17 protein-coding genes and 1 tRNA gene are annotated in these 20,864 nt (G+C 57.2%); 4 read left to right on the top strand and 14 right to left on the bottom strand.

What is annotated here, in order from left to right:
- Window positions 1-45: 45 nt before the first annotated feature.
- From BUC36_RS16035 to BUC36_RS15990, 10 genes are all read right to left on the bottom strand, one after another.
- Window positions 46-318: an HU family DNA-binding protein gene (locus tag BUC36_RS16035; RefSeq protein WP_073277058.1), complete on the bottom strand. Its 273-nt coding sequence runs from the start codon at window positions 316-318 to the stop codon at window positions 46-48.
- A gap of 255 nt (window positions 319-573) precedes the next feature.
- Window positions 574-2,979, bottom strand: a complete 2,406-nt coding sequence (gene lon / locus BUC36_RS16030) for an endopeptidase La (RefSeq protein WP_073277057.1) — start codon at window positions 2,977-2,979, stop codon at window positions 574-576.
- Between the two features lie 279 nt (window positions 2,980-3,258).
- Complete coding sequence (gene clpX / locus BUC36_RS16025) at window positions 3,259-4,545, bottom strand: ATP-dependent Clp protease ATP-binding subunit ClpX (protein ID WP_073277055.1); 1,287 nt, start codon at window positions 4,543-4,545, stop codon at window positions 3,259-3,261.
- A gap of 168 nt (window positions 4,546-4,713) precedes the next feature.
- The gene (clpP, locus tag BUC36_RS16020) at window positions 4,714-5,355 is read right to left on the bottom strand and encodes an ATP-dependent Clp endopeptidase proteolytic subunit ClpP (RefSeq protein ID WP_073277053.1); all 642 of its coding nucleotides are present in this window, start codon (window positions 5,353-5,355) and stop codon (window positions 4,714-4,716) included.
- A gap of 187 nt (window positions 5,356-5,542) precedes the next feature.
- Window positions 5,543-6,856 carry a trigger factor gene (gene tig / locus BUC36_RS16015; protein ID WP_073277051.1) on the bottom strand — a complete coding sequence of 438 codons (1,314 nt, stop codon included), beginning with the start codon at window positions 6,854-6,856 and terminating at the stop codon, window positions 5,543-5,545.
- A gap of 195 nt (window positions 6,857-7,051) precedes the next feature.
- A tRNA-Leu gene (locus BUC36_RS16010) sits at window positions 7,052-7,136 on the bottom strand.
- A 187-nt stretch (window positions 7,137-7,323) separates the two neighbouring features.
- Window positions 7,324-8,499, bottom strand: a complete 1,176-nt coding sequence (fadA, locus tag BUC36_RS16005) for an acetyl-CoA C-acyltransferase FadA (RefSeq protein WP_073277049.1) — start codon at window positions 8,497-8,499, stop codon at window positions 7,324-7,326.
- 11 nt (window positions 8,500-8,510) lie between these two features.
- Complete coding sequence (gene fadB, locus BUC36_RS16000; protein ID WP_073277047.1) at window positions 8,511-10,667, bottom strand: fatty acid oxidation complex subunit alpha FadB; 2,157 nt, start codon at window positions 10,665-10,667, stop codon at window positions 8,511-8,513.
- A gap of 322 nt (window positions 10,668-10,989) precedes the next feature.
- A complete protein-coding gene (locus BUC36_RS15995) occupies window positions 10,990-11,580 on the bottom strand; it encodes a cupin domain-containing protein (protein ID WP_073277045.1) in 591 nt (196 codons plus the stop codon).
- A gap of 137 nt (window positions 11,581-11,717) precedes the next feature.
- Window positions 11,718-13,574, bottom strand: a complete 1,857-nt coding sequence (locus BUC36_RS15990) for a beta-ketoacyl synthase (protein WP_073277043.1) — start codon at window positions 13,572-13,574, stop codon at window positions 11,718-11,720.
- Window positions 13,575-13,715: 141 nt separating this feature from the next.
- On the opposite strand from BUC36_RS15990, the gene BUC36_RS15985 reads away from it, so the two are divergent.
- A complete protein-coding gene (locus BUC36_RS15985) occupies window positions 13,716-14,702 on the top strand; it encodes a GlxA family transcriptional regulator (RefSeq protein WP_073277188.1) in 987 nt (328 codons plus the stop codon).
- On the opposite strand, the gene BUC36_RS15980 is transcribed toward BUC36_RS15985, so the two are convergent.
- Both BUC36_RS15980 and BUC36_RS15975 read right to left on the bottom strand, forming a co-directional pair.
- Window positions 14,682-15,335 (bottom strand): class I SAM-dependent methyltransferase, encoded by a 654-nt coding sequence (locus BUC36_RS15980; protein ID WP_073277041.1) that lies wholly within the window; start codon window positions 15,333-15,335, stop codon window positions 14,682-14,684. The genes BUC36_RS15985 and BUC36_RS15980 overlap by 21 nt on opposite strands.
- A 1-nt stretch (window position 15,336) precedes the next feature.
- On the bottom strand, window positions 15,337-15,813 hold the full coding sequence (locus tag BUC36_RS15975) for an Hsp20 family protein (protein WP_073277190.1): 477 nt from the start codon (window positions 15,811-15,813) through the stop codon (window positions 15,337-15,339).
- 146 nt (window positions 15,814-15,959) lie between these two features.
- On the opposite strand from BUC36_RS15975, the gene thpR reads away from it, so the two are divergent.
- On the top strand, window positions 15,960-16,550 hold the full coding sequence (thpR, locus tag BUC36_RS15970) for an RNA 2',3'-cyclic phosphodiesterase (RefSeq protein WP_084536169.1): 591 nt from the start codon (window positions 15,960-15,962) through the stop codon (window positions 16,548-16,550).
- Window positions 16,551-16,598: 48 nt separating this feature from the next.
- Here thpR and BUC36_RS15965 read toward each other — a convergent pair whose 3' ends face one another.
- Complete coding sequence (locus BUC36_RS15965; protein WP_073277038.1) at window positions 16,599-17,480, bottom strand: hypothetical protein; 882 nt, start codon at window positions 17,478-17,480, stop codon at window positions 16,599-16,601.
- Between the two features lie 586 nt (window positions 17,481-18,066).
- Here BUC36_RS15965 and BUC36_RS15960 point away from each other — a divergent pair.
- Window positions 18,067-18,411: an HPF/RaiA family ribosome-associated protein gene (locus BUC36_RS15960; RefSeq protein ID WP_073277037.1), complete on the top strand. Its 345-nt coding sequence runs from the start codon at window positions 18,067-18,069 to the stop codon at window positions 18,409-18,411.
- A gap of 266 nt (window positions 18,412-18,677) precedes the next feature.
- Here the strand turns inward: BUC36_RS15960 and gorA are convergent, their stop codons facing one another.
- Entirely contained in the window at window positions 18,678-20,033 is a 1,356-nt protein-coding gene (gene gorA, locus BUC36_RS15955; RefSeq protein WP_073277036.1) for a glutathione-disulfide reductase, read from the bottom strand.
- Window positions 20,034-20,392: 359 nt separating this feature from the next.
- Between gorA and BUC36_RS15950 the strand changes: the two genes are divergently transcribed.
- The gene (locus BUC36_RS15950; RefSeq protein WP_234995033.1) at window positions 20,393-20,827 is read left to right on the top strand and encodes a hypothetical protein; all 435 of its coding nucleotides are present in this window, start codon (window positions 20,393-20,395) and stop codon (window positions 20,825-20,827) included.
- Window positions 20,828-20,864: the final 37 nt, after the last annotated feature.

Raw genomic sequence — 20,864 nt, 5'->3', positions numbered from 1 at the left:
AAGCTTCGACTTGAGAAAGCGAGGCTTCTTAACTCACCGAAAACCTTAGTTCACGGCATCCTTCAGAGCTTTACCAGCTTTGAAGTTCGGGATTTTTGCTGCGGCGATTTCAATCGGATCACCGGTACGCGGATTGCGGCCAGTGCGAGCTGCACGCTCTTTAACGGCAAAAGTACCGAAACCAACCAGAGCAACCTGATCCCCGTTTTTCAGAGCACTAGTAATGCTCTCTACCATTGCGTCCAGAGCACGGCCGGCAGCTGCTTTCGGAATGTCTGCAGATGCGGCAATTGCTTCAATCAGTTCGGACTTATTCACGCTTAATCCCTCTGTTCTTTTTTAGGTATGTTGGGGCACCCACTTCCGGGGTACCGCTGCGTTCGAGTCTTCAATCGCCGGCGAATTGTGCGCCGGGCAATAAGCCCCGATTTATACCAACTGCCCGGTAGCGGGTCAAGGAACCATGCGGGTTTCCGGCCAGTTGGACAAATATCCGACAGCTTTTCGCTGCGGAAAGATTACTTTTTAGCCGGACAGCACCGGCTGGACGCCGGTGCCACTTCGTCGATCCCCTCAGTGAGTATGCATCGAGCGCTGCGAACGCTCCTCCGCCTGCTTTTGCAACGCGGAGTATTCCTCATCGGACAAGGATTCCGGCTTTTGCTCAAGCGCGTACTCCAGCACCTGGTCAATCCATTTGACGGGTTTGATCGCTAAATCCTGAAGAATATTATCCGGAATATCTTTCAGGTCACGCTCGTTGTCCGCCGGGATCAGCACCGTTTTGATACCACCGCGGTGGGCTGCGAGCAGCTTTTCCTTTAGACCGCCAATTCGCAAAACTTCTCCGCGCAGTGTAATTTCTCCGGTCATCGCAACCTCCGAGCGCACCGGAATATTGGTGAGCACGGATGCCAGTGCCGTACACATGGCTATACCCGCAGAGGGACCGTCCTTGGGCGTAGCGCCCTCGGGCACATGAATATGAATATCGCGCGTCTCATGGAAGTCCGGCGCAATACCGAGGGACTGCGAACGTGCGCGCACGACAGTAAGCGCCGCCTGAATAGACTCCTGCATCACGTCGCCAAGTGAGCCGGTCTTGATCATGCGCCCCTTACCGGGAACCGCGGAGGCCTCGATACTGAGGAGCTCCCCTCCCACTTCGGTCCAGGCCAGGCCGGTGACGATGCCGACTTTGTTTTCCTCTTCCGCGCGACCGTAATCGAACTTACGCACACCCAGCAAATCTTCCAATTGGCCGGGCTCAACCACCGCCTTGGCACTGGTGGACTCGCGCACGTGCTCCGTGACGATCTTTCGGCAGATTTTCGCTATCTCCCGGTCGAGGCCCCGCACCCCGGCCTCGCGGGTGTAATACCGTACGATATCCCGGACTGTCTGGTCCGAAAGTACCAGCTCGTCATCCTTGAGCCCATTGGCAGCGCGCTGTTTCGGAACCAGGTAGCGCTGGGCAATATTCAGCTTTTCGTCTTCGGTGTAACCCGGTATGCGAATGACTTCCATCCGGTCCAACAGAGGTCCGGGGATATTCATCGAGTTCGACGTACAGACAAACATCACATCCGAGAGGTCGTAATCCACTTCCAGATAGTGGTCGTTGAACGACTTGTTCTGCTCTGGATCCAGCACCTCCAACAAGGCAGATGCAGGGTCGCCGCGATGATCCATCCCCATCTTGTCAACTTCGTCGAGCAGGAACAGCGGGTTCTTGACGCCGACCTTTGAAATCTTCTGGATCAGTTTGCCTGGCAGCGAACCGATATAGGTGCGGCGATGCCCGCGAATTTCCGCCTCGTCCCGCACACCACCGAGCGCCATTCGCACGTACTTTCGATTGGTCGCGCGGGCGATGGACTGCCCGAGAGAGGTCTTACCAACCCCCGGTGGCCCGACCAGGCAGAGAATAGGACCCTTGACTTTCTTGACCCGTTTCTGCACGGCCAGGTATTCGAGGATTCGCTCTTTGACCTCCTCCAGACCGTAGTGATCCTTCTCGAGAATCTCTTCGGCTTTTTTCAGGTCGTGACGTACGCGACTGGCTTTTTTCCAGGGCACGCTGAGCATCCAGTCGATATAACTGCGCAGAACTGACGCCTCTGCAGACATCGGCGACATCATTTTCAACTTGCCAAGTTCCGCGCGAGTTTTCTTTTCCGCCTCGGCACTCATACCGGATTCGGCAATTTTCTTCTCGAGCTCTTCGACCTCGTTGGGCTCTTCGGTAATTTCACCGAGTTCCTTCTGAATGGCCTTCATCTGCTCATTCAAATAGTACTCGCGCTGGCTCTTCTCCATCTGCTTCTTGACGCGGCCGCGAATACGCTTCTCGACCTGGATCAGATCGATTTCCGAGTCCATCAAGCCCAGCAGGTGCTCGAGGCGCTCCTTCACACTGGCCGTTTCCAGCAATTCCTGCTTCTGCGGCAGCTCCAGAGACATATGTGCGGCGATGGTATCCGCTAGGCGGCCCGGCTCGTCAATGCCGGACAGCGAAGTAATTACCTCGTTTGGCACCTTCTTGCTCACCGAAACATACTGTTCAAACTGGGTCATTGCCGAGCGCACCAGCGCTTCCGCCTCCGCCTCGGGCAACTCTTCGGTGGCCATCGGTTCGACGGTAGCCCGATAGTGCCCCTCCCCTTCGATAACCTCGAGGATATTGACCCGCTGGCTCCCCTCGACCAACACCTTGACGGTGCCATCGGGCAGTTTGAGCAGTTGCAATACGCTCGCTACGGTACCGATGCGATAGATGTCTTCGGCGCCAGGATCGTCCTCCGATGCCTTGCGCTGTGCTACGAGCAGCACCTGCTTGTCGCTGCGCATCGCCTCTTCCAGCGCGTCAATGGATTTCTCCCGGCCGACAAACAGCGGAATCACCATATGGGGATAAACGACGACATCGCGCAACGGCAACAGCGGGTATTCAAGTGTGGTGTCGGATGACTGGTCCATAGAACTCCTCTCGGCCCGATCACTGGGTAATTGGCGCGGCATCAATGCTGCTGTGGGAAATTTCAGCTTGCTGTGGCCGCCGCCTCTGTTGCTAGTTAATGGGGGAGCGGTGACCGGAATACAAGTCTAATCTAACGGCGAATTTGTGCCGAATTCAGTGATGAAATGCTAAAAGAGTTGTGGAGCCGTCGATGGGACTCTAAGCAACGACAAGAGAGGTCCTTACCAACCGCTATAAAAAAAGCCCCAAATTGGGGCTTTTTTGCTACTCACCGCGAGTTACTCTTCCGGCGCCGCCTTTTGCGGCTGCGATTCACTCTCGTAAACTAACAGTGGCGCAGACTCTCCCTTGATGACCGCCTCGTCAATGACGACCTTGGCGACATTATCAGTCGAGGGGATATCGTACATGGTTTCCAACAGCACGGACTCCATGATGGAACGCAACCCGCGCGCACCGGTCTTGCGCTCCATGGCTTTCGCAGCCACAGCATCCAGAGCGTCCGGGCGGAAATCGAGCTCCACATCTTCCATTTCGAACAGCTTGGCGTACTGTTTGGTCAGCGCATTGCGCGGTTCGGTCAGAATTTTAACCAGGGCGGCACGGTCGAGCTCTTCCAGAGTTGCAGTAACCGGCAGGCGGCCGACAAACTCCGGTATCAGGCCGTAACGCACCAGATCCTCCGGTTCCAGGTCGCGCAACACCTCACCAAAGTTGCTGGTGCCGTCCTTGGACTTAACCTCGGCGCTAAAGCCGATGCCACCCTTCTCGGAGCGGTCGCGAATGACTTTGTCGAGGCCGGCAAAGGCACCGCCACAAATAAACAGAATGTTCGAGGTATCTACCTGTAGAAACTCCTGCTGCGGGTGCTTACGCCCCCCCTGAGGCGGAACGGACGCCACGGTCCCTTCGATCAGCTTGAGCAGCGCCTGTTGCACGCCCTCACCGGATACATCGCGGGTGATGGACGGATTGTCGGACTTGCGCGAAATCTTGTCGATCTCGTCGATATAGACGATACCCTGCTGCGCTTTCTCGACGTCGTAGTCGCACTTCTGCAACAACTTCTGAATAATATTTTCCACATCCTCACCGACGTAACCGGCCTCGGTCAGGGTGGTCGCGTCAGCGATGGTAAAGGGCACATTGAGCAGGCGCGCCAGGGTCTCTGCCAGCAGTGTTTTACCGCTACCGGTCGGACCAACCAGCAGGATGTTGGATTTGCTCAGCTCGACATCTTCTTTGCCCTTGACGCCGGTTTTGCTGCGCAGGCGCTTGTAGTGGTTGTACACCGCTACCGCCAGTACGCGCTTGGCGCGCTCCTGACCAATCACGTACTGGTCGAGGATTTCGGTGATTTCACGGGGAGTCGGCAGCCGGCCCTCAGGACCTTCCGAAGTCTCCTGCACCTCTTCACGAATAATATCGGTGCACAGCTCGACACATTCGTCGCAGATAAAGACGGACGGCCCAGCGATCAGCTTGCGCACTTCCTGCTGGCTCTTGCCACAGAAAGAACAATACAGCAGTTTGCCGTTGTCTTCTCCGCTGCTCTGATCGGTCATCAATTTACTCCGTGGTCATGGGCCTGCCGGGCCCCTGGATATCGGCTTCTATAGCAAGATGCTGTCTTTTGGCGGGTTTTTCAAGCCCTTTGTATCCAGGCGGGCCAAAACCTGAAGACAAGCCGCCAGCGATGTCACTGGCGACCACAAAATTGGCTTATGACGGCACTATTTTCCCAATGCCAGTCGGCTCGAGAGCACATCGTCTACAAGACCGTATTCCTTGGCCTCATCGGCACTCAGAAAATGATCGCGCTCGGTATCGCGCTCGATATCGGCGACCGGGCGTCCGGCGTGGTGCGCCATCAGCTCATTCAGGCGCTGACGGATCTTGAGAATTTCCTGTGCGTGGATATGGATATCGCTCGCCTGCCCCTGCGCACCGCCGCTGGGCTGGTGAATCATCACGCGCGAATTCGGCGTCGCGAATCGCTTGCCACTGGCGCCAGCCGCCAGCAAGAAGGCCCCCATGCTACATGCCTGACCAATGCACATGGTGCTGACATCCGGCTTGATGAACTGCATGGTGTCGTAGATCGACATGCCCGCGGTCACTGAACCACCGGGTGAATTAATGTAAAGGTGGATGTCCTTGTCCGGGTTCTCCGCCTCAAGGAAAAGCAACTGCGCCACCACCAGGTTGGCCATATGGTCTTCAACCGGACCGACCAGGAAAATCACCCGCTCTTTCAAGAGGCGGGAATAAATATCGAAAGAGCGCTCTCCCCTGGCAGTCTGCTCCACCACCATAGGCACCAAGCCAGTCGCTGCAGGATCAATCGTTGAACGGGGATATTCAAAACGTGCCATAGATACCGTTGCTTCCTTTTGTGGTGTATTAGGCAGGCCAGCCTCGGAGCGCCATGCGCCCAAGCTGAAATTTCGGTCTTCCAGAGCTTAACCGGTCAAGGGCGAGAAAGCCAGCCGGCAAAATAGAGAGGAAAGGGAATGGCAGCCACTGGATCGTGGCCGCCATTCATCAGGGCTCAGAGCTTTATCAGCCCTGCTTCTGAGGCTTGATCACGTCGTCGTAGCTGCTCGCAACTTCTTCGACTTTGGCGGACTCCAGAACGAAATCTACTACCTGATCTTCCAGCACTACAGATTCAACGCCGGACAGCAGCTCGCGGTTGCTGAAGTAGTACTCGACCACCTCTTCCGGCTGCTGGTAGGTAGAAGCCAGTTCCTCGACCTTGGCTTTTACGCGATCGGCGTCAACGGACAACTTGTTCTGCTTGACGATTTCGCCCACCACCAGGCCCAGCACTACGCGACGCTTGGCCTGATCTTCAAACATGGTGTCCGGCAGCATTCTCTCGGCGTCTTCCATTTTTATCTGGCCGCCGAACTGCTGAACCATCTGGCCACGCAGGGCGCGGACTTCACCGGCCACCAGTGCGGAGGGCAGCTCGACCTGATGCTTTTCGAACAGCTGGTCCATGATCTGAGTCTTGACCTTGTTCAGCGCTGCATTTTTCAGCTCGCGCTCCATGTTGCCACGTACTTCCTCGCGGAATTTTTCTTCGCCGCCCTCTTCAACACCATAGGTCTTGAAGAACTCTTCATTCAGTTCAGGCAGCTCAGGCTTCTCGGACGCGGTCACCTTGATAGTGAAGGTCACCTCAGCACCACGCAGGTCTTCCGCCTGGTAGTCCTCGGGGAAAGTGACATTGATATCTTGCTCTTCGCCCGGCTTCATACCCAGGATGCCGTCTTCAAAGCCCGGGATCATCTGGCCAGAGCCCAGCACCAGCTGGTGACATTCAGCCTTGCCACCTTCAAATTCTTCGCCGTCTTTTCGGCCAACGAAATCGATGGTTACACGGTCGCCCTTTTGCGCCTTGCGCTTGGTTTCTTTCCAGGAGGATTGCTGCTTGCGCAGGACATCAATCATGGTGTCGACGTCTTTGTCGGTCACTTCGGCAACTGGACGCTCAACTTTGATTTCCGCCAGGTCGGTCAACTCAACTTCAGGGTAGACCTCGAAGGTAGCGACATATTCCAGGTTCTCACCGGGCGCGACCTGCTTGGCCTCAATGCTCGGCTGACCGGCAGGTTTTACCTGCTCCTTCTGCACCGCTTCGTAAAAAGAGCGGCTCATCACCTCACCCAGAACTTCCTGACGCACGCCGGCACCATAGCGCTGGCGAACTACCTTCATCGGTACCTTACCCTTACGGAAGCCGTTTACGCGGACGTTCTTGGCAGCCTGCTGGAGGCGCTTATCCACTTCCTTATCGACGATTTCCGCCGGCAAATTAACCGTTAAACGACGCTCCAGGCCGGAAGTTGTTTCGATGGAAACCTGCATGTTAATCCTCGTGAGACTATCTCTTTTATCGCGCCGCAGCGCCAACTTTTACCGGGGGCGCCGGAACTCAGCCGGCCGACCGCCTCGCATGGCTTATCCATCGGAACTGCTCAGCAATTCCCGACCGACGCCAAATACAAGCAGCCCGCACCTCCCCTGAGCGGGCAAGTAACGCGGACTGCTCAATTCATTGTTTGGTGGGGACGGGGAGACTTGAACTCCCACACCTTGCGGCACCAGAACCTAAATCTGGCGTGTCTACCAATTCCACCACGTCCCCGAAAACCACCCCGACGCTAACTCATTGATATTTCTGCAATTTACCGCACAAACATCGGGTCCCGGCGACGAGGGGAGCAGATTGTGCCACAGGCGCCAGAGGGCTTCAACAAAATGCCGACCGCGGCGCCCCACAGATGCGAAAAGGGCGCCTCGAAGGCGCCCTTTCACCGGGATCGAGGGTGGCGTTACACCCGCTCCACGATGGTAGTGATGCCCTGGCCGAGGCCGATACACATGGTGGACACGCCCAGATCACCGCCTTCGTTCTGCATCACGGACAGCAAAGTACCGGTGATACGAACGCCGGAGCAGCCAAATGGGTGGCCCAGTGCAATGGCGCCGCCATACAGGTTCACCTTCTCGTCCATCTTGTCGAGCAGTTCCAGGTCCTTCAGCACCGGCAGAGCCTGGGCAGCAAAGGCCTCGTTCAGTTCAACCTTGTCGATGTCGCCGATGGTAAGGCCGGCATTTTTCAGCGCCTTCTTGGTGGAAGGTACCGGACCGTAACCCATGATTGACGGATCCACACCGGCCAGGGCCATTTCGCGCACCTTGGCAATCGGCGTCAGACCAAGTGCCTTGGCGCGCTCGGCGGACATCACCAGCATCACGGATGCACCGTCAGTGATCTGTGAAGAGGTACCCGCCGTCACCTGGCCGTGCTTCGGATCGAAGGCCGGCTTCAGCTGCGCCAGACCTTCTACGGTGGTGTCAGGGCGAATCGTCTGGTCGGTTTCCACCAGGAATGGCACACCGTCGTCGTCGTGCCCTTCAATGGCAATAATCTCTCGATTGAACTTGCCTTCTTTAGTGGCGGCTGCCGCGCGCTGGTGGGAGCGGGCCCCGAACTCGTCCATCTGCTGGCGCTGGATACCGTGCATCATCGCCAGGTATTCCGCGGTCATACCCATTGAGCCGGCCGCTTTGGCCATGAAACGACCGAGCATCGGGTTGGGGCTCACATGCTCCATCATGTTCAGGTGACCCATGTGCTCGACGCCGCCGACCACATAGACGTCTCCCAAGCCGGCACGGATACTCGCCGCGGCGGTGTGCAGGGAGGACATCGAAGAGCCACACAGGCGGTTAACGGTCTGCGCCGGAATGGTATGGGGCAGGCCTGCGCGCAGCACAATCATGCGTGCCACATTGAAGCCCTGCTCGTCGCGCTGCATCACGCAACCCCAGATGACATCGTCAATCTCAGCCGGATCCAGCTTGTCATTGCGCTGCAGGAATTTTTTCAACAGCTCCGCAGACATATCGTCCGCACGCACATTGCGGTACACACCATTCTTGGAGCGCCCCATTGCCGTGCGCGCATAATCGACGATTACGGCATCTCTAGGATCTAAACTCATCGCAATTCTCCTCACTTATCGCCGTAGTAGGTTTCGCCACTCGCAGCCATTTCACGCATGCGCTCGGTGGGCTTGTACAACTCACCCAGATCCGCGTGCCTGTCGGCCATCTTCACGAATTCATCCAGGCCAATATTGTCCAGCCAGGCGAAAATACCGCCGCGGAAAGGCGGGAAACCGATGCCGTAAATCAGCGCCATATCGGCTTCGGCCGGAGAGTCAACGATGCCCTCCTCGAGGCAGCGAGCCAGCTCGGTGGCCATCGGCACCATCATACGCTCGATGATTTCATCTTTCTCGAAGTCGCGACGATCCGCCACGTGCGGCTTCAGCAGCTCATAGGACTCTTCGGTAGCCACTTTCTTCGGCCTGCCTTTTTTATCCTCTTCGTAGTTGTAGAAGCCTTTGCCATTTTTCTGGCCATAGCGCTTTGCTTCGTACATCACGTCGGAAGCGGCCTTGAAGGACTTACCCATACGCTCGGGGAAACCCGCAGCCATCACTTCTTCCGCGTGCACACCGGTGTCGATACCAACGACGTCCATCAGGTAAGCCGGGCCCATCGGCCAGCCCCAGCGCTCCATGACCTTGTCGATTTCCTGGAAATCGGCACCATCGCGCACCAGCATGGAGAAACCGGCGAAATACGGGAACAGCACCCGGTTTACCAGGAACCCGGGGCAGTCGCGCACAACGATAGCCTTCTTGCCCATCTTGTTCGCGTAGGCCACGACTCGGGCAATGGCGTTCTCAGATGTTTTCTCACCACGAATCACTTCCACCAGCGGCATCTTGTGTACCGGGTTGAAGAAGTGCATACCGAGGAAGTTTTCCGGGCGCGCCAACGGCTCGGCCAGGTGATCGATAGAAATGGTGGAGGTGTTGGAGGCGATCACGGTGTCGTCGCTCACCTTGCCTTCCACTTCTTTGAGGACTGCGTGCTTCACCTTCGGATTTTCGACCACCGCCTCCACGACCACATCGACATTGTCGAAACCGTCATAGCTCAGAGTCGGCTCGATGCGGTTCAGCACTTCACCCATTTTTTCCGCAGTCAGGCGGCCGCGTGCAACCAGCTTGGACAGAATCTTGTTGGCTTCTTTGAGGCCGAGATCGATGCCCTTCTGGTCGATATCCTTCATCTTGATCGGCGTACCCTTGTAGGCGGACTGGTAAGCGATACCACCGCCCATAATGCCGGCACCCAGCACCGCAGCGCGCTCGATCTTTTTGTCAGCTTTCTTTTCCCAACCCTTGGCGACTTTACTGATCGCCTGATCATTCAGGAACAACCCTACCAGCGACTTGGCGGTATCGGTCTGCGCGCAGAAGATAAATTGCTCCTGCTCGATCTTCAGAGCCGCGTCGCGGTCGAGCTTATAGCCCTGCTCGATGGAAGTGACCGCTGCCACCGGCGACGGGTAATTTTTGCCCGCCTGTGCACCGACAAATGCCTTGGTGGTAAAGAAAGCCATCAATGCTTCAGTGTCGTTCAGCGGGATCGGGGATTTCTTGATTTCGCGACGAGCCTTGTAGTCCAGCTCACCGGCGATAGCGCGCTCAAGCAGCTTCAGCGCCGCTTCTTTGAGCTTGTCTGCCGGTACCACCGCGTCAACCGCGTGAGCAGTCAGCGCAGCATCCGGGCGCTGCTCTTTGCCGGCAGCGATCCACTCGGCGGCCGCATCCACGCCCACAACGCGCGGCAAACGCACAGTGCCACCCCAGCCGGGGATCAGACCCAGCTTAACTTCCGGCAGGCCCACTTTGGCCTGATCGCCCATTACCCGATAGTCACACCCGAGACACACCTCGAATCCCCCGCCCAGCGCGTAGCCATTGATGGCAACCACAGTCGGCACCGGCAGGTCTTCCAGGCGGTTGAAGTTCTCGTTGTTTTTGTTCATCAGGTCCGCAATGCCCTCGGGACCCGCGGAGAAGGCACCACCAAACTCGGTAATGTCGGCGCCGACGATGAACACCCCTTTGCCACTGGTCAGCAGCACGCCTTTTACGCCGTCCGCCGCTTCAAGGGCGTCCAGCGCCTGCGACAATTCTGAAACCGTCAGGCGGTTAAACTTGTTGACGGACTCGCCCTGCAGGTCGAAGTTGAGCTCGGCGATGCCGTTGTCGAGCATCTGCACCGATAGCGCTTTGCCACTAAATAACATTGATTGACCTCTTTTATTCGGGGCCGGACATCCTGGCCCGGGGTCGGAATTGTTCTGGGACCGGAAGTTCGGCGGTCTGGCGCAATGCCGTGACACAAAGCCCCATTCCGGTCAGCCAGCCCTAGTATAGCCAGATTCAAACGATTGTTTGAATACTATTTTCTTACAAATGAGATGGCAGCAAAGGTGCCAGCATGGAAATTCACCAAAAACCGCTCGCCAGGAGAGACGGCCGAAAGTCTATATCCAACGACTGTGGAATATCAGCCCACTGGCACCAGTTACGTTTCATTTCGCGAAAAAGATGGGAAAACGGCGCTATTCAATTGAAAGGCGCTGAAATGGCGCTCACCAGCACGCAATCGCAGTCGCCGGGATTGCGAAAACGATGCGGACGATTATTGCTGAAATAGTAGCCGTCACCGGGACCCAGCAGCGCAACCTCGCCACCGACCATCACCTCCAACTGTCCGGCCATTATGATTCCCCCCTGCGCGCCGCCGCGGCAGTACAGCTGGGGCCCGCTATCCGTACCCGGTGGATAAACCGTATGAAGAATGGACATATCGCGCTCGTCACCGGCCGCGCCGAGCAAACGGGACCGAATCGCGCCCTCGCCGACAACAGGCATGTCATCGGCATGAAAGAAAACGGGGGATTGGTCGTCGAACCGTAAACTGAAGAATTCGGCCAGCGACAGTGGTATGCCGTCCAGCACTTTTTTGAGCGAGCCGACAGAGGGGCTGACACGCCCCTGCTCTATCAGGGAAATGGTGGCATTGGTTACGCCGGCGCGCTTGGCCAGCTCGCGCTGTGACAGGTCGTGCATTATCCGCACGGCCTTCAGGCGTGCACCGACATCATCGCCGTCACTGATATCCTGCGAGAGAACAACAGATTCCTTGTTTGCCATGGCGCTGCCTGCGTTTTGCGAGAGTCACAGTTTAGCGCCGACGGGCTCAAATCGACAAAGGTTCACGCTCGGGCGAACGCTCGCGACGCCGTCCTCCCGCGACTACCCGGCTTTCAGCCTCCGGCAAGGTGCCGCCCCTACACCATATCGTCGAATGGATTGGTGTTCGGCAACTCGACCGAAGGCAGGCCCGGCAGGGTCACCTGGTCGACCGACATCTCGATCTCGCCCTCATCCACCAGGCCTTCGCCGAAGCGGTAGATAGCTTGGAGATCACCACGACTGGCGCGTGTATCGTATGCCTGCGCCTGCTCGCTGACCGCCTCGTTGCGCTTGCGATATGCGGTCACCGCGTTTTCACCGTGGCGCTTGGCCAGCATGCGCTGCACCAGATGCGGCGCCAGCACGGTAGCGGTGGCATTGTTACCGCCGAACCCCTTGGAGTTCAGGAAGGCGACATCCAGTGAGTTCGCGTCCCGCTCGCTGTGTTGCAGGGAAATATCCAGGTTCTGGTGGTGCACATCGTCCGCCACCCGATCGATGGTGGTGATTCCCGGCAGAATGCCCCGGTCAAAAATCCCCAGGCTGGTGATCAGCTGATCGCCGCTGGCGGCCGCCACTGTGTGGCCAAGATACGCCTTGACCGCGCAAATCGGCCACTGCTCGATACCAAAGGCACCAGCCAGGCGGTCAAAAATCGCCGACTCAGTCACCCGGTTCTGGGGGGTGCTGGAACCGTGGGCCTGCACAAAGCTGCGCCGGCGCAGACTCTCTTCACCAACGATCGCGCGCGCTTCGGCCATTGCCCTGGCAACCGTCAGGTAATTGCCCGGTCCCGGTGCAGAAATGGACTTCTTGGTGCCATCCGCATTGACGAATACATTGGCGACGGCCCCGTGAATACTCGCACCCAACTCCAGCGCCAGCGCGTCGTCCATCAGGATGGCCCACTGGGTACCCTCGCCCAGGGTAAAGCCACAGTTTTCACCAAATGGACGACTGGCACGACGATAGTCAATCTCACCGGGGAAGATTTTGCGCAAATTGTCGATATTGGCCAGCGCTCCCATGGTCGTATAGCCGTCGACCACTTCCGGCACCAGCGGCGCCTCTGCCGCGCCGACAACAGCCACTCGCGCGCGTCCGGCGCGGATATCCTCGACCGCCGCGCGCAGGTTATACAGGTAGGTTGCGCAGGCCCCGGCAACCGCTCCGGTAGTGCCGACACTGCCCAGCACATAAGCGTTGACGAAATCCGCGGGCATACTGGTCAAGCCCAGGGCCAACTGCTTGGAACTAACCCGATTGCCGCGCAGGCGAGACTGCAGCAGACCACCATTACCGTAGGGATCCAGCTGACTCATGGCGGAGCTGGCATAAACAGAGATCTTATCCGGGCCGGCTGCCGCCACCACGGCTTCCCAATCGATACCCAGCGCCTGCACCGCGTCTGATGCCCCCAGGATCGCCAGTTGCAGCCCGCGGGGATGAAAGCGGGAGTTGTACAAGTCACCGGGCTCAAAACCGGTCGGCAACTGACCGGCAGATGCGACGGGAATCTCGCGATAGCTGTCCAGCATCACCGAAAGACCACCGGTGCGCACACGGACACGCCCTTCGCCGAGGGACTCCACCTGCCAGTCAGCAGGCAGAGGTTCCGGCAACTGCCGCGCCGACATTTCGAAAGTGAACCCGTCGGAACTACTCAGCTCGGCGGGCTGGTGAAAATGGCATTTGCGGTAGTCGTAAAAACGCTGCTCCAGTTCCCGCACCAGCGTACCGTCCAACACCTGCTGTTCCAGCGCCGCATCCAGGGCGCCGCCTGCCTCCGCCCCGCGGCGGAGCCCCATCAGGGCCGCGAGATCGGAGAGCGTATCGACGCGCTCGGCTTCGCCGAGCTTGTCCAGTACCAGCCGACGATAGCCGCGATGGAAAGAACTGCGACCGGCGGGATTAAATCCGCCGAAAGCGGTGATTACGGGAAGGCGCTGCATCCTGACCTCCAGCAAAACGCTGAGAAATTACCAATTTCGAGTGACGGTCAGTTTAGGGGGTGGCGATTCGGCCGGGTTATGGGCATACTGGCCAGCAAAATTGAGTTTTTGGCCAATGGCGCCAATGCGCGTCGAGATGTAATGCGAACAGTCACTTTTCTATTGATAGACCAGATGCTCGCGACTGGCACTGTCCTGCCTCTGGAGATGTTGCGCGGCGCCGAGAGCCGCGCCCGCGTCGAGGGGGATTCCACGCCCCTGCGCCTGATCACCGCCAGTTTGGACGGACGCCCCGTCAGCACTCGTTCCGGGTTTTCATTCACACCCGATAGGGCACTCGCGGACGTACCGGACAGCGATCTCGTTTACATTCCCGCCATGTGGCGCAACCCGCGCCCCGCGTTAAAACGCAGTGGCCAGCTGTTGCAATGGTTGCGCCGCCAGGCAGAGGCCGGCGCGGCGATAAGTGCCGTCGGCACTGGTGTCTGCTTCCTCGCCGAAGCCGGACTGCTCGACGGCAAGCCCGCCACCACACACTGGCACTATTTCGAGCGCTTTGCCGCCGACTATCCCGAAGTCAAACTCAAGCGCCAATACTTTATCACCCAGGCCGACAAACTGTTTTGCGCCGCCAGCGTCAATGCACTGGCAGACGTCACCGTATACCTGATACGCCAGCTATACGGCCCCGCGGTAGCCAGTCATGTGGAGCGCAACTTCTCCCACGAAATCCGTCGTCCATTCGAGGAAATCGCTTACTCGGAGGGAGCGGTACATCTGCACCCGGACGAAGAAATCGTTCAGGCGCAGACCTGGCTGAAGGAGCACTGCAGTGAGGAAGTCCGCTTGAGTGAAGTGGCCAGCCACTTTGACATGAGCGTCCGCTCCTTCAATCGCCGCTTCAAGCTGGCAACGGGACAAACACCACTGCAGTACCTACAAAATGTTCGCGTAGACATGGCGCGAGAGCTGCTCCAGTCGAGCAACCTCTCCGTCAACGAAATTGCGGAAAAAGTAGGCTACCAGGACATGGGCCACTTCACTGCGCTATTCAAGAAATTCCTGTCGACCACACCGAGCGAATATCGCACTACAGTGCGGGCAAAATTATTCCGGGTGAACACCTGACCTGTGCAGAAAGATCACATCGCTATCGGCGAATTCCAGCTCCGCCTGTAGCGTTTCAGCCAGCCAGCGGAAGGTTGGCACACTGAAGAAACTGATATGGGTCGGATCGCGGATATAGTGCCAGTTCGCAAAGCGCTCCGGCGAAATCACAAGCTTTGTCATCAGTGCCAGCACCCCACCCGGGCGCAGCCTCTGCCACAGGCGCTGCAGTTCTTCGCCGGGAGCAGAGAGGTGCTCAACCACCTCCGTCGCCACGATAAAATCGTAGTCCCGCTTCATGGCTCCTGTGTTTGGAACATAGTAGGAATCGTATAGCTCAACCCTGTGGCCCGCCTCGGCCAGCATCCTGGCCAAAAGCGGCGCCGGGCCACAACCAAAATCCAAGCCCTCACTGTGCGGCCGCAGTTCATTGAGAAGCGGAGTTGCACAGCGACTCAGGAAACGCTGGTAACCCTCGTCCTGCAGCGAATTTTCGTGCAGATCGTAATAGGCGCGCTCCTCTTCCAGAGGCAAATGATATTCAGGCGGCACGAATACCAGCGCACAATTGCTGCACTGGTAATAGGTGCGAAAATTATCGCGGTGATATGGCTGTGCCGCCGAATGGCGGCACAGCGGGCACTGGCGGGACAACTCAGGCAGCTACTGAATCAGCTTTTTCTTCCCGACTCGCGTGCTGCAGCAGGTTACCCTGTGAAATTTCTATTTTGCGCGGCTTCATCGCTTCCGGAATCTCGCGCACCAGTTCGATGTGCAGCAGCCCGTTCTCAAGCTTCGCGTCTGTCACCTTGACGTGGTCTGCCAGCTGGAAACGTCGCTCAAAGTTTCGCGCCGCAATACCCCGGTGCAAGAAGTTGCGCTGCTCACTGTCTTCCGGCTTCTTACCGCTAACGCTCAGGCGATTCTGCTCTACCTGAATATCCAGTTCGGACTGCTCAAAACCCGCTACCGCCATGGTGATGCGATAGCTGTCATCGCCGGTCAACTCAATGTCGTAAGGTGGATAAGCGGGTTGCTTATGCTCAGTGGCAGTCATGGCGTCCAACAGGTTGGCCATGCGATCAAAGCCGATTGCAGAGCGGTACAGGGGGGAAAAATCAAAATTACGCATTGTCATATCCTCAATTCAGAGCAATATTTAACTTCGCTCGTCCGAAGCCCGAGCACTGGTTTACGGGGGCACTCCCATCGGGACCTGCCACCCGTACTTCATAGGTATGGGCTGACAATGGGCTTTCAAGGGCAGAAAAAAATTTTATGCAGAGCAGAATGCGGGAAATGCCGGAAGAAGTGTCGCGACTGTTTATCGGTATCCGACCAGATGCGCGCACGCAACAGTTTCTCGATGGACTGACCAGTCAGGCCAAGCGGGAGCTGGGCCCAGATAAGCGAGACCGAATTCGCTGGACAAGCCACGCCAACCGGCACCTGACCCTGGCTTTTCTGGGCGAGACGCCTGACGCGCTGATCCCGCGGATCGAGGCGAAACTGGCGCAAATCGCCGACAAGTTGCCGCCTTTCTGTGCGCGCGTCGTCTCGCTCAACCCATTTCCACAGCGTCGCTCTTCCCTGCTGGCAGCGGAGCTCCTCACCAACCCGGACCTGGACAAACTGCACCAGCAGTGCCGGGAACTAATGATGGAGCTGAGCATGAAACCTGAGGGGGCAAGCTACCGACCCCATATCACCCTGGCGCGCAACAGGCGCGGCTTTGCCAGACTCGAGCCGGTGATGCTCGACTACACCATGCCGCTGAATAACCTTGTGCTGTACCAGAGCCACATGGCCCCAGGCGGCAGCCAGTACCTGCCACTGTTCGAAGCCCTGCTGGAAGATGCGCAACCTTAGGGCGCACACACAAAAAGGCCCGCTGGGAGCGGGCCTTTGACGCTGTTGTCAGTCGAGCTTTGACAACACGTACTCGGGATACATAACGAGACGCGGCCTGGAGAGACGTCGCGCATCGAAGATAAACACGTAGCGAGCACCATCATCATCCGCAGGGATAGTGCGGCGGAATTTCCAGGTGTTGATCTTGTACGTCTGGCGCCCCGCTTCGACGGTGGCTACCAGTCGGTACTGATTCTGCCCCAGAAACTCGAAGGGTAAGGCTTCACCGCGCGACGGCCTCAACTCCAGGTTGCGGAATGTGTGCTTACCTTCATCGCTCTGCTCGGCCAGCAGCTTGTCGAGACGCGCGCGCTCGCGCTTAACATAGTCCAGCAGCTCCGGATCCACTTCCTGCGCTGGGGCGGCGGGCTCCGCCACAACTTCCTTCGGTGCTGGTGCTGCTTCTATGGCCGCCACTGTCGGCTCCGGCAGCTCGGGCTTACTCACCGGCGCCGCCCTTTTCACGGCAGCAGCGCGCTGCGCAGCTTCCGCCTTGGCAAGCATGGTATTCACCATCTGCTCAACCTTGGCCTCCTGCGCCGATATACGGCTCTTGGTTTGGCTGATAGCCTTTTGCTCGGCGTCCAGCTGGGCCTTCAGCTCATCGTAATTGGTCTGGATGAATTCGACGCGCCGATTGCGACTATCGACGCCACGTTCGGCCATGGCGAAACCGTGCTTGGCTTTGTTCAACTGCCGTTCGGTATCGGAATCGCTCTTCAGCTGGTGGTCGCGCTCCGCCTTCTGCAGCTCGACGCGGCTCTCGTCATAGTGCTTGCGGGCCTTGTCGAGGGACTCCTGGGCCCGCTCCAGCTTGTATTCATAGGACAGCAGCTCGTTCTCGATATCCTCGACTTCCACCATTCTGTTTTCGAGGGACTGCTCCATTCGCGCCAGTCGGTTTTTTTCCGCTGTCAGGGACGCCTGCGTCTGCGCAATAGCCCCGCTTCCCCCAAACATTACAAGACCCGCCATCAGGAGCGAGCAGTACCGCGTTACCGCCATAGTAAAGAACCCATTACTCGGTTTTTTTAAATCCATAGAACAATCGCGCAGAGATCATTTTTTATACAAACAGCAACAAAACCAATGCGCCAAGCGACAATTCTACGCACCCCCCCGCCTGCGAGCAATGACCTCAGGGCGAGCGGCCGTTCACAATCGACAGACGGCTGCGCCTGATTTCACTGCCATAACGGTTGCGCTAATTTTTTGTGACATTTTTACGGTCAGAGCGCTTGATTTTTTTTTGCACGCACGCATTATGGGTAACAGGGAGAAGATCGCTGGACTCAGCGGAGATCCGACCCGGACGTAAAACACCCGAAGCTGTTCAGTCAGCAAACTTTTAGTTGCGTTCCCGGCGTTTCGGTTATCCACATGCAGCCCCGATGCTCCCCCAAGGGCGCCCTACCTTTCTCAGCAAACCGCAAATGCGGCCTGCATGGTTTCTATTAACCGGAGGTATTTGCCCATGAAATCTGCGCCTAACGATAACATTGTGTTCCGCGATATCGATAAATCCGCCGCCCTGGCCAACACGGTATCGAAGAAGTTACATAAACTGGAACGTTATTGTGGCGACATCATACGGAGTCGCGTAGTTCTCGAAGCCCCCCACCAGCACAAAACCAAAGGCAAACACTTCAAAGCCTCACTGGAACTCGCGATCAGCGGTAGTCCCTTAAGCATTAGCTGTGAACATGAATCTATCCACCGAGCCGTCAACGACGCCTTCGCGTCCGCCGAACGCAGCCTGAAAGAGCGCGGCGAGCGCCGCAAGGCTCAGCGCCATCAGGCACTTTGTACAACTGAATAGATGGGATCAACCGGACAAGGCGGTGCAACTGCACCGCCCAGGTTGCTGACGAAGTAATGCAGTCAAAATTTAAGGCAAAGTGCTAGGACGAGTATTTCGAACCGTCGGCGACAGGACGTCGCCGACGGAGCTTACAGGGATGTATTCACAGCGTTTCGAAATGCTCGTCCTAGTACTCGGCCGCCACCGCACCGGCTCAGAACGAAATGCGGGGCTTATCAATAGTCTGGGCGGTGCAACTGCACCGCCTTTTTTATGCGACCTTGTCACGCAACCGGCGTGCGCATGGTCACAAATTCTTCTGCCGCAGTCGGGTGTATACCAATGGTCTGGTCAAAAACCTTCTTGGTCGCGCCTGCCTTGAGGGCAACCGCCATGCCCTGAATGATCTCGCCGGCATCAGCCCCGACCATATGCACGCCGATTACCTTGTCGCTGCTGGCGTCCACCACCAGCTTCATCAGGGTGCGTTCATCCCGACCACTGACCGTGTGCCGCATCGGGCGAAACTCGGACTTGTAAATCTCTACCGGTATTCCGGAGTCCCGCGCCTCCTCTTCAGACAGACCAACGGTGCCGATATTCGGCTGGCAGAAGACTGCGGTGGGAATATTGTTGTAATCAATTTCGGTCAGCTGTCCAGTCTGCAGATGCTTCACCAGCGCCATGGCTTCTGCAAGCGCCACGGGGGTCAACTGCGGCTCGCCGGTAACATCCCCGAGAGCATAGATTGAGTGCACATTGGTGCGGAAATTGTCATCCACGGAAATGGTACCGTCTCTATGCAGTACAACTCCCAGCTTGTCCAGCCCAAGACCCCGGGTATTGGGCACTCGGCCGGTCGCATAGAGGACGGTATCCACTGCTAGTGTGGAGCCATCCTCGGCACGCACCAGCAAGCTGCCATCCCCCTGCTTCTCGATTGCCTCAATTCGGTGATTGAAGTGCAGCTGCGCCCCTTTCTTGCCCATTTCGTCACGTACAAAAGTGCGAATGTCCCGATCAAAGCCCCGCAGGAAAAGATCCCGGCGATATGAGAGATGGGTCTCCGCCCCCAGTCCGGCAAAAATCCCCGCGAACTCCACGGCAATGTAACCACCACCGACTACCAGTACCCGCCGCGGAAATTGATCCATGCCAAATACCTCGTTTGAAGTAATGACCAGTTCGCGACCTGGAATATCCGGCACATTGGGCCAACCGCCGGTCGCCACCAGTATCCGTTCACAAGTGTGACTTTGGCCGTTGACACTGACACGGTGCGGATCCTCAATGCTCGCCCGCCCGTCGATTACTGTCACGCCTGAATTGGCGAGCAGGTTACGGTAAATGCCATTCAGCCGGGCTATTTCACTGGCATTATTTTCGCGCAAGGTTTGCCATTGGAATTCGCCCCCCCGGTTTTGCCAACCGTAGGCGACCGCATCTTCAAAGGTTTCACTGTAACTGCTCGCATAGACAAACAGTTTTTTGGGCACGCAACCGACATTGACGCAAGTGCCTCCCATATAGCGATCTTCCGCCACCGCTACGCGCATTCCCGCGGCTGCCGCCATGCGCGCAGCGCGAACGCCACCGGATCCGGCACCAATGACAAACAAATCAAAATCGTATTCCGCCAAAACAGACTCCTGCTGATTACTTACCACGGTCGCCCAGGCTTATCGGCGACTATCAAAATTCCAACAAACTGCCGACCTTTCGATCAATTTCCGCTGGTCGGCCATTTTCAAAATTACAATTGGTACAAAGCTGACAATTTTCCCTCAATACCCGTTGACATAGACTTGTGCTTTCGATATTCATGTGACGGTTGTCACAAATAACAGCGTATTATCGCAAATAACGAAACAACACTAAGCCTGTGGCGAATAAAATAGCCTCGTGCAAAAACAAAAATATATAGGCAAGAAAAATGGACTCCCTTTCCTCAACTATCCAGCGAGCTTTCTGGCTTCTCTGCCTGCTGCTTGCCAGTAGCGTGAGCAATGCCAAAACCCACCCTTCGTACTTGACCGAGAAATACTGTGACAGTGTCGTGGAGCAGTTTGTCGACTCCGGCATGCGCAGCCTGGGCAAGTATGTCAACGAACACTTCAACCCGGAATATAAAGGCGGTATTCGCAATACCATCCACTTTCTCGAGCAACGATCAGCCTGGCTGAAGGAGTGCAACGATTATCTCCTGGACACCGGTCAAACCTATGTCTTTTACAGTGACGGCAACACCAGGAAAATCTTCGCCGCCATAGATGCCCTGGCCAAGGAGCTCCAACTGGTACGCCAGGGTGTTGAGTATCCGGACGACGCCGGCAACAACAACCCCGCGCCCTTCATCAAGGAGCACTACGAAACGCTGGCCAATCTGGTGGACCAGCACCACACACGCATGTTGATGAAAAAGCAGTTTCAGTAACAGCGTTAGCTATCCAGCGGCAGTGGAGACCCACTCC

Source organism: Microbulbifer donghaiensis, assembly GCF_900129095.1.
GTDB classification, from domain to species: Bacteria; Pseudomonadota; Gammaproteobacteria; order Pseudomonadales; family Cellvibrionaceae; genus Microbulbifer; species Microbulbifer donghaiensis.
The sequence above is the reverse complement of the archived record's forward strand: the minus strand, read 5'-3'. Positions and strand labels throughout refer to the sequence as shown.

Coding starts and splice junctions, on each gene's coding strand:
- lon (WP_073277057.1), bottom strand. CDS start 2,979: ATGGACCAGTCATCCGACACCACACTTGAATACCCGCTGTTGCCGTTG.
- clpX (WP_073277055.1), bottom strand. CDS start 4,545: ATGACCGATCAGAGCAGCGGAGAAGACAACGGCAAACTGCTGTATTGT.
- clpP (WP_073277053.1), bottom strand. CDS start 5,355: ATGGCACGTTTTGAATATCCCCGTTCAACGATTGATCCTGCAGCGACT.
- tig (WP_073277051.1), bottom strand. CDS start 6,856: ATGCAGGTTTCCATCGAAACAACTTCCGGCCTGGAGCGTCGTTTAACG.
- fadA (WP_073277049.1), bottom strand. CDS start 8,499: ATGAGTTTAGATCCTAGAGATGCCGTAATCGTCGATTATGCGCGCACG.
- fadB (WP_073277047.1), bottom strand. CDS start 10,667: ATGTTATTTAGTGGCAAAGCGCTATCGGTGCAGATGCTCGACAACGGC.
- BUC36_RS15995 (WP_073277045.1), bottom strand. CDS start 11,580: ATGGCAAACAAGGAATCTGTTGTTCTCTCGCAGGATATCAGTGACGGC.
- BUC36_RS15990 (WP_073277043.1), bottom strand. CDS start 13,574: ATGCAGCGCCTTCCCGTAATCACCGCTTTCGGCGGATTTAATCCCGCC.
- BUC36_RS15985 (WP_073277188.1), top strand. CDS start 13,716: ATGCGAACAGTCACTTTTCTATTGATAGACCAGATGCTCGCGACTGGC.
- BUC36_RS15975 (WP_073277190.1), bottom strand. CDS start 15,813: ATGCGTAATTTTGATTTTTCCCCCCTGTACCGCTCTGCAATCGGCTTT.
- thpR (WP_084536169.1), top strand. CDS start 15,960: ATGCAGAGCAGAATGCGGGAAATGCCGGAAGAAGTGTCGCGACTGTTT.
- BUC36_RS15965 (WP_073277038.1), bottom strand. CDS start 17,480: ATGGAGCAGTCCCTCGAAAACAGAATGGTGGAAGTCGAGGATATCGAG.
- BUC36_RS15960 (WP_073277037.1), top strand. CDS start 18,067: ATGAAATCTGCGCCTAACGATAACATTGTGTTCCGCGATATCGATAAA.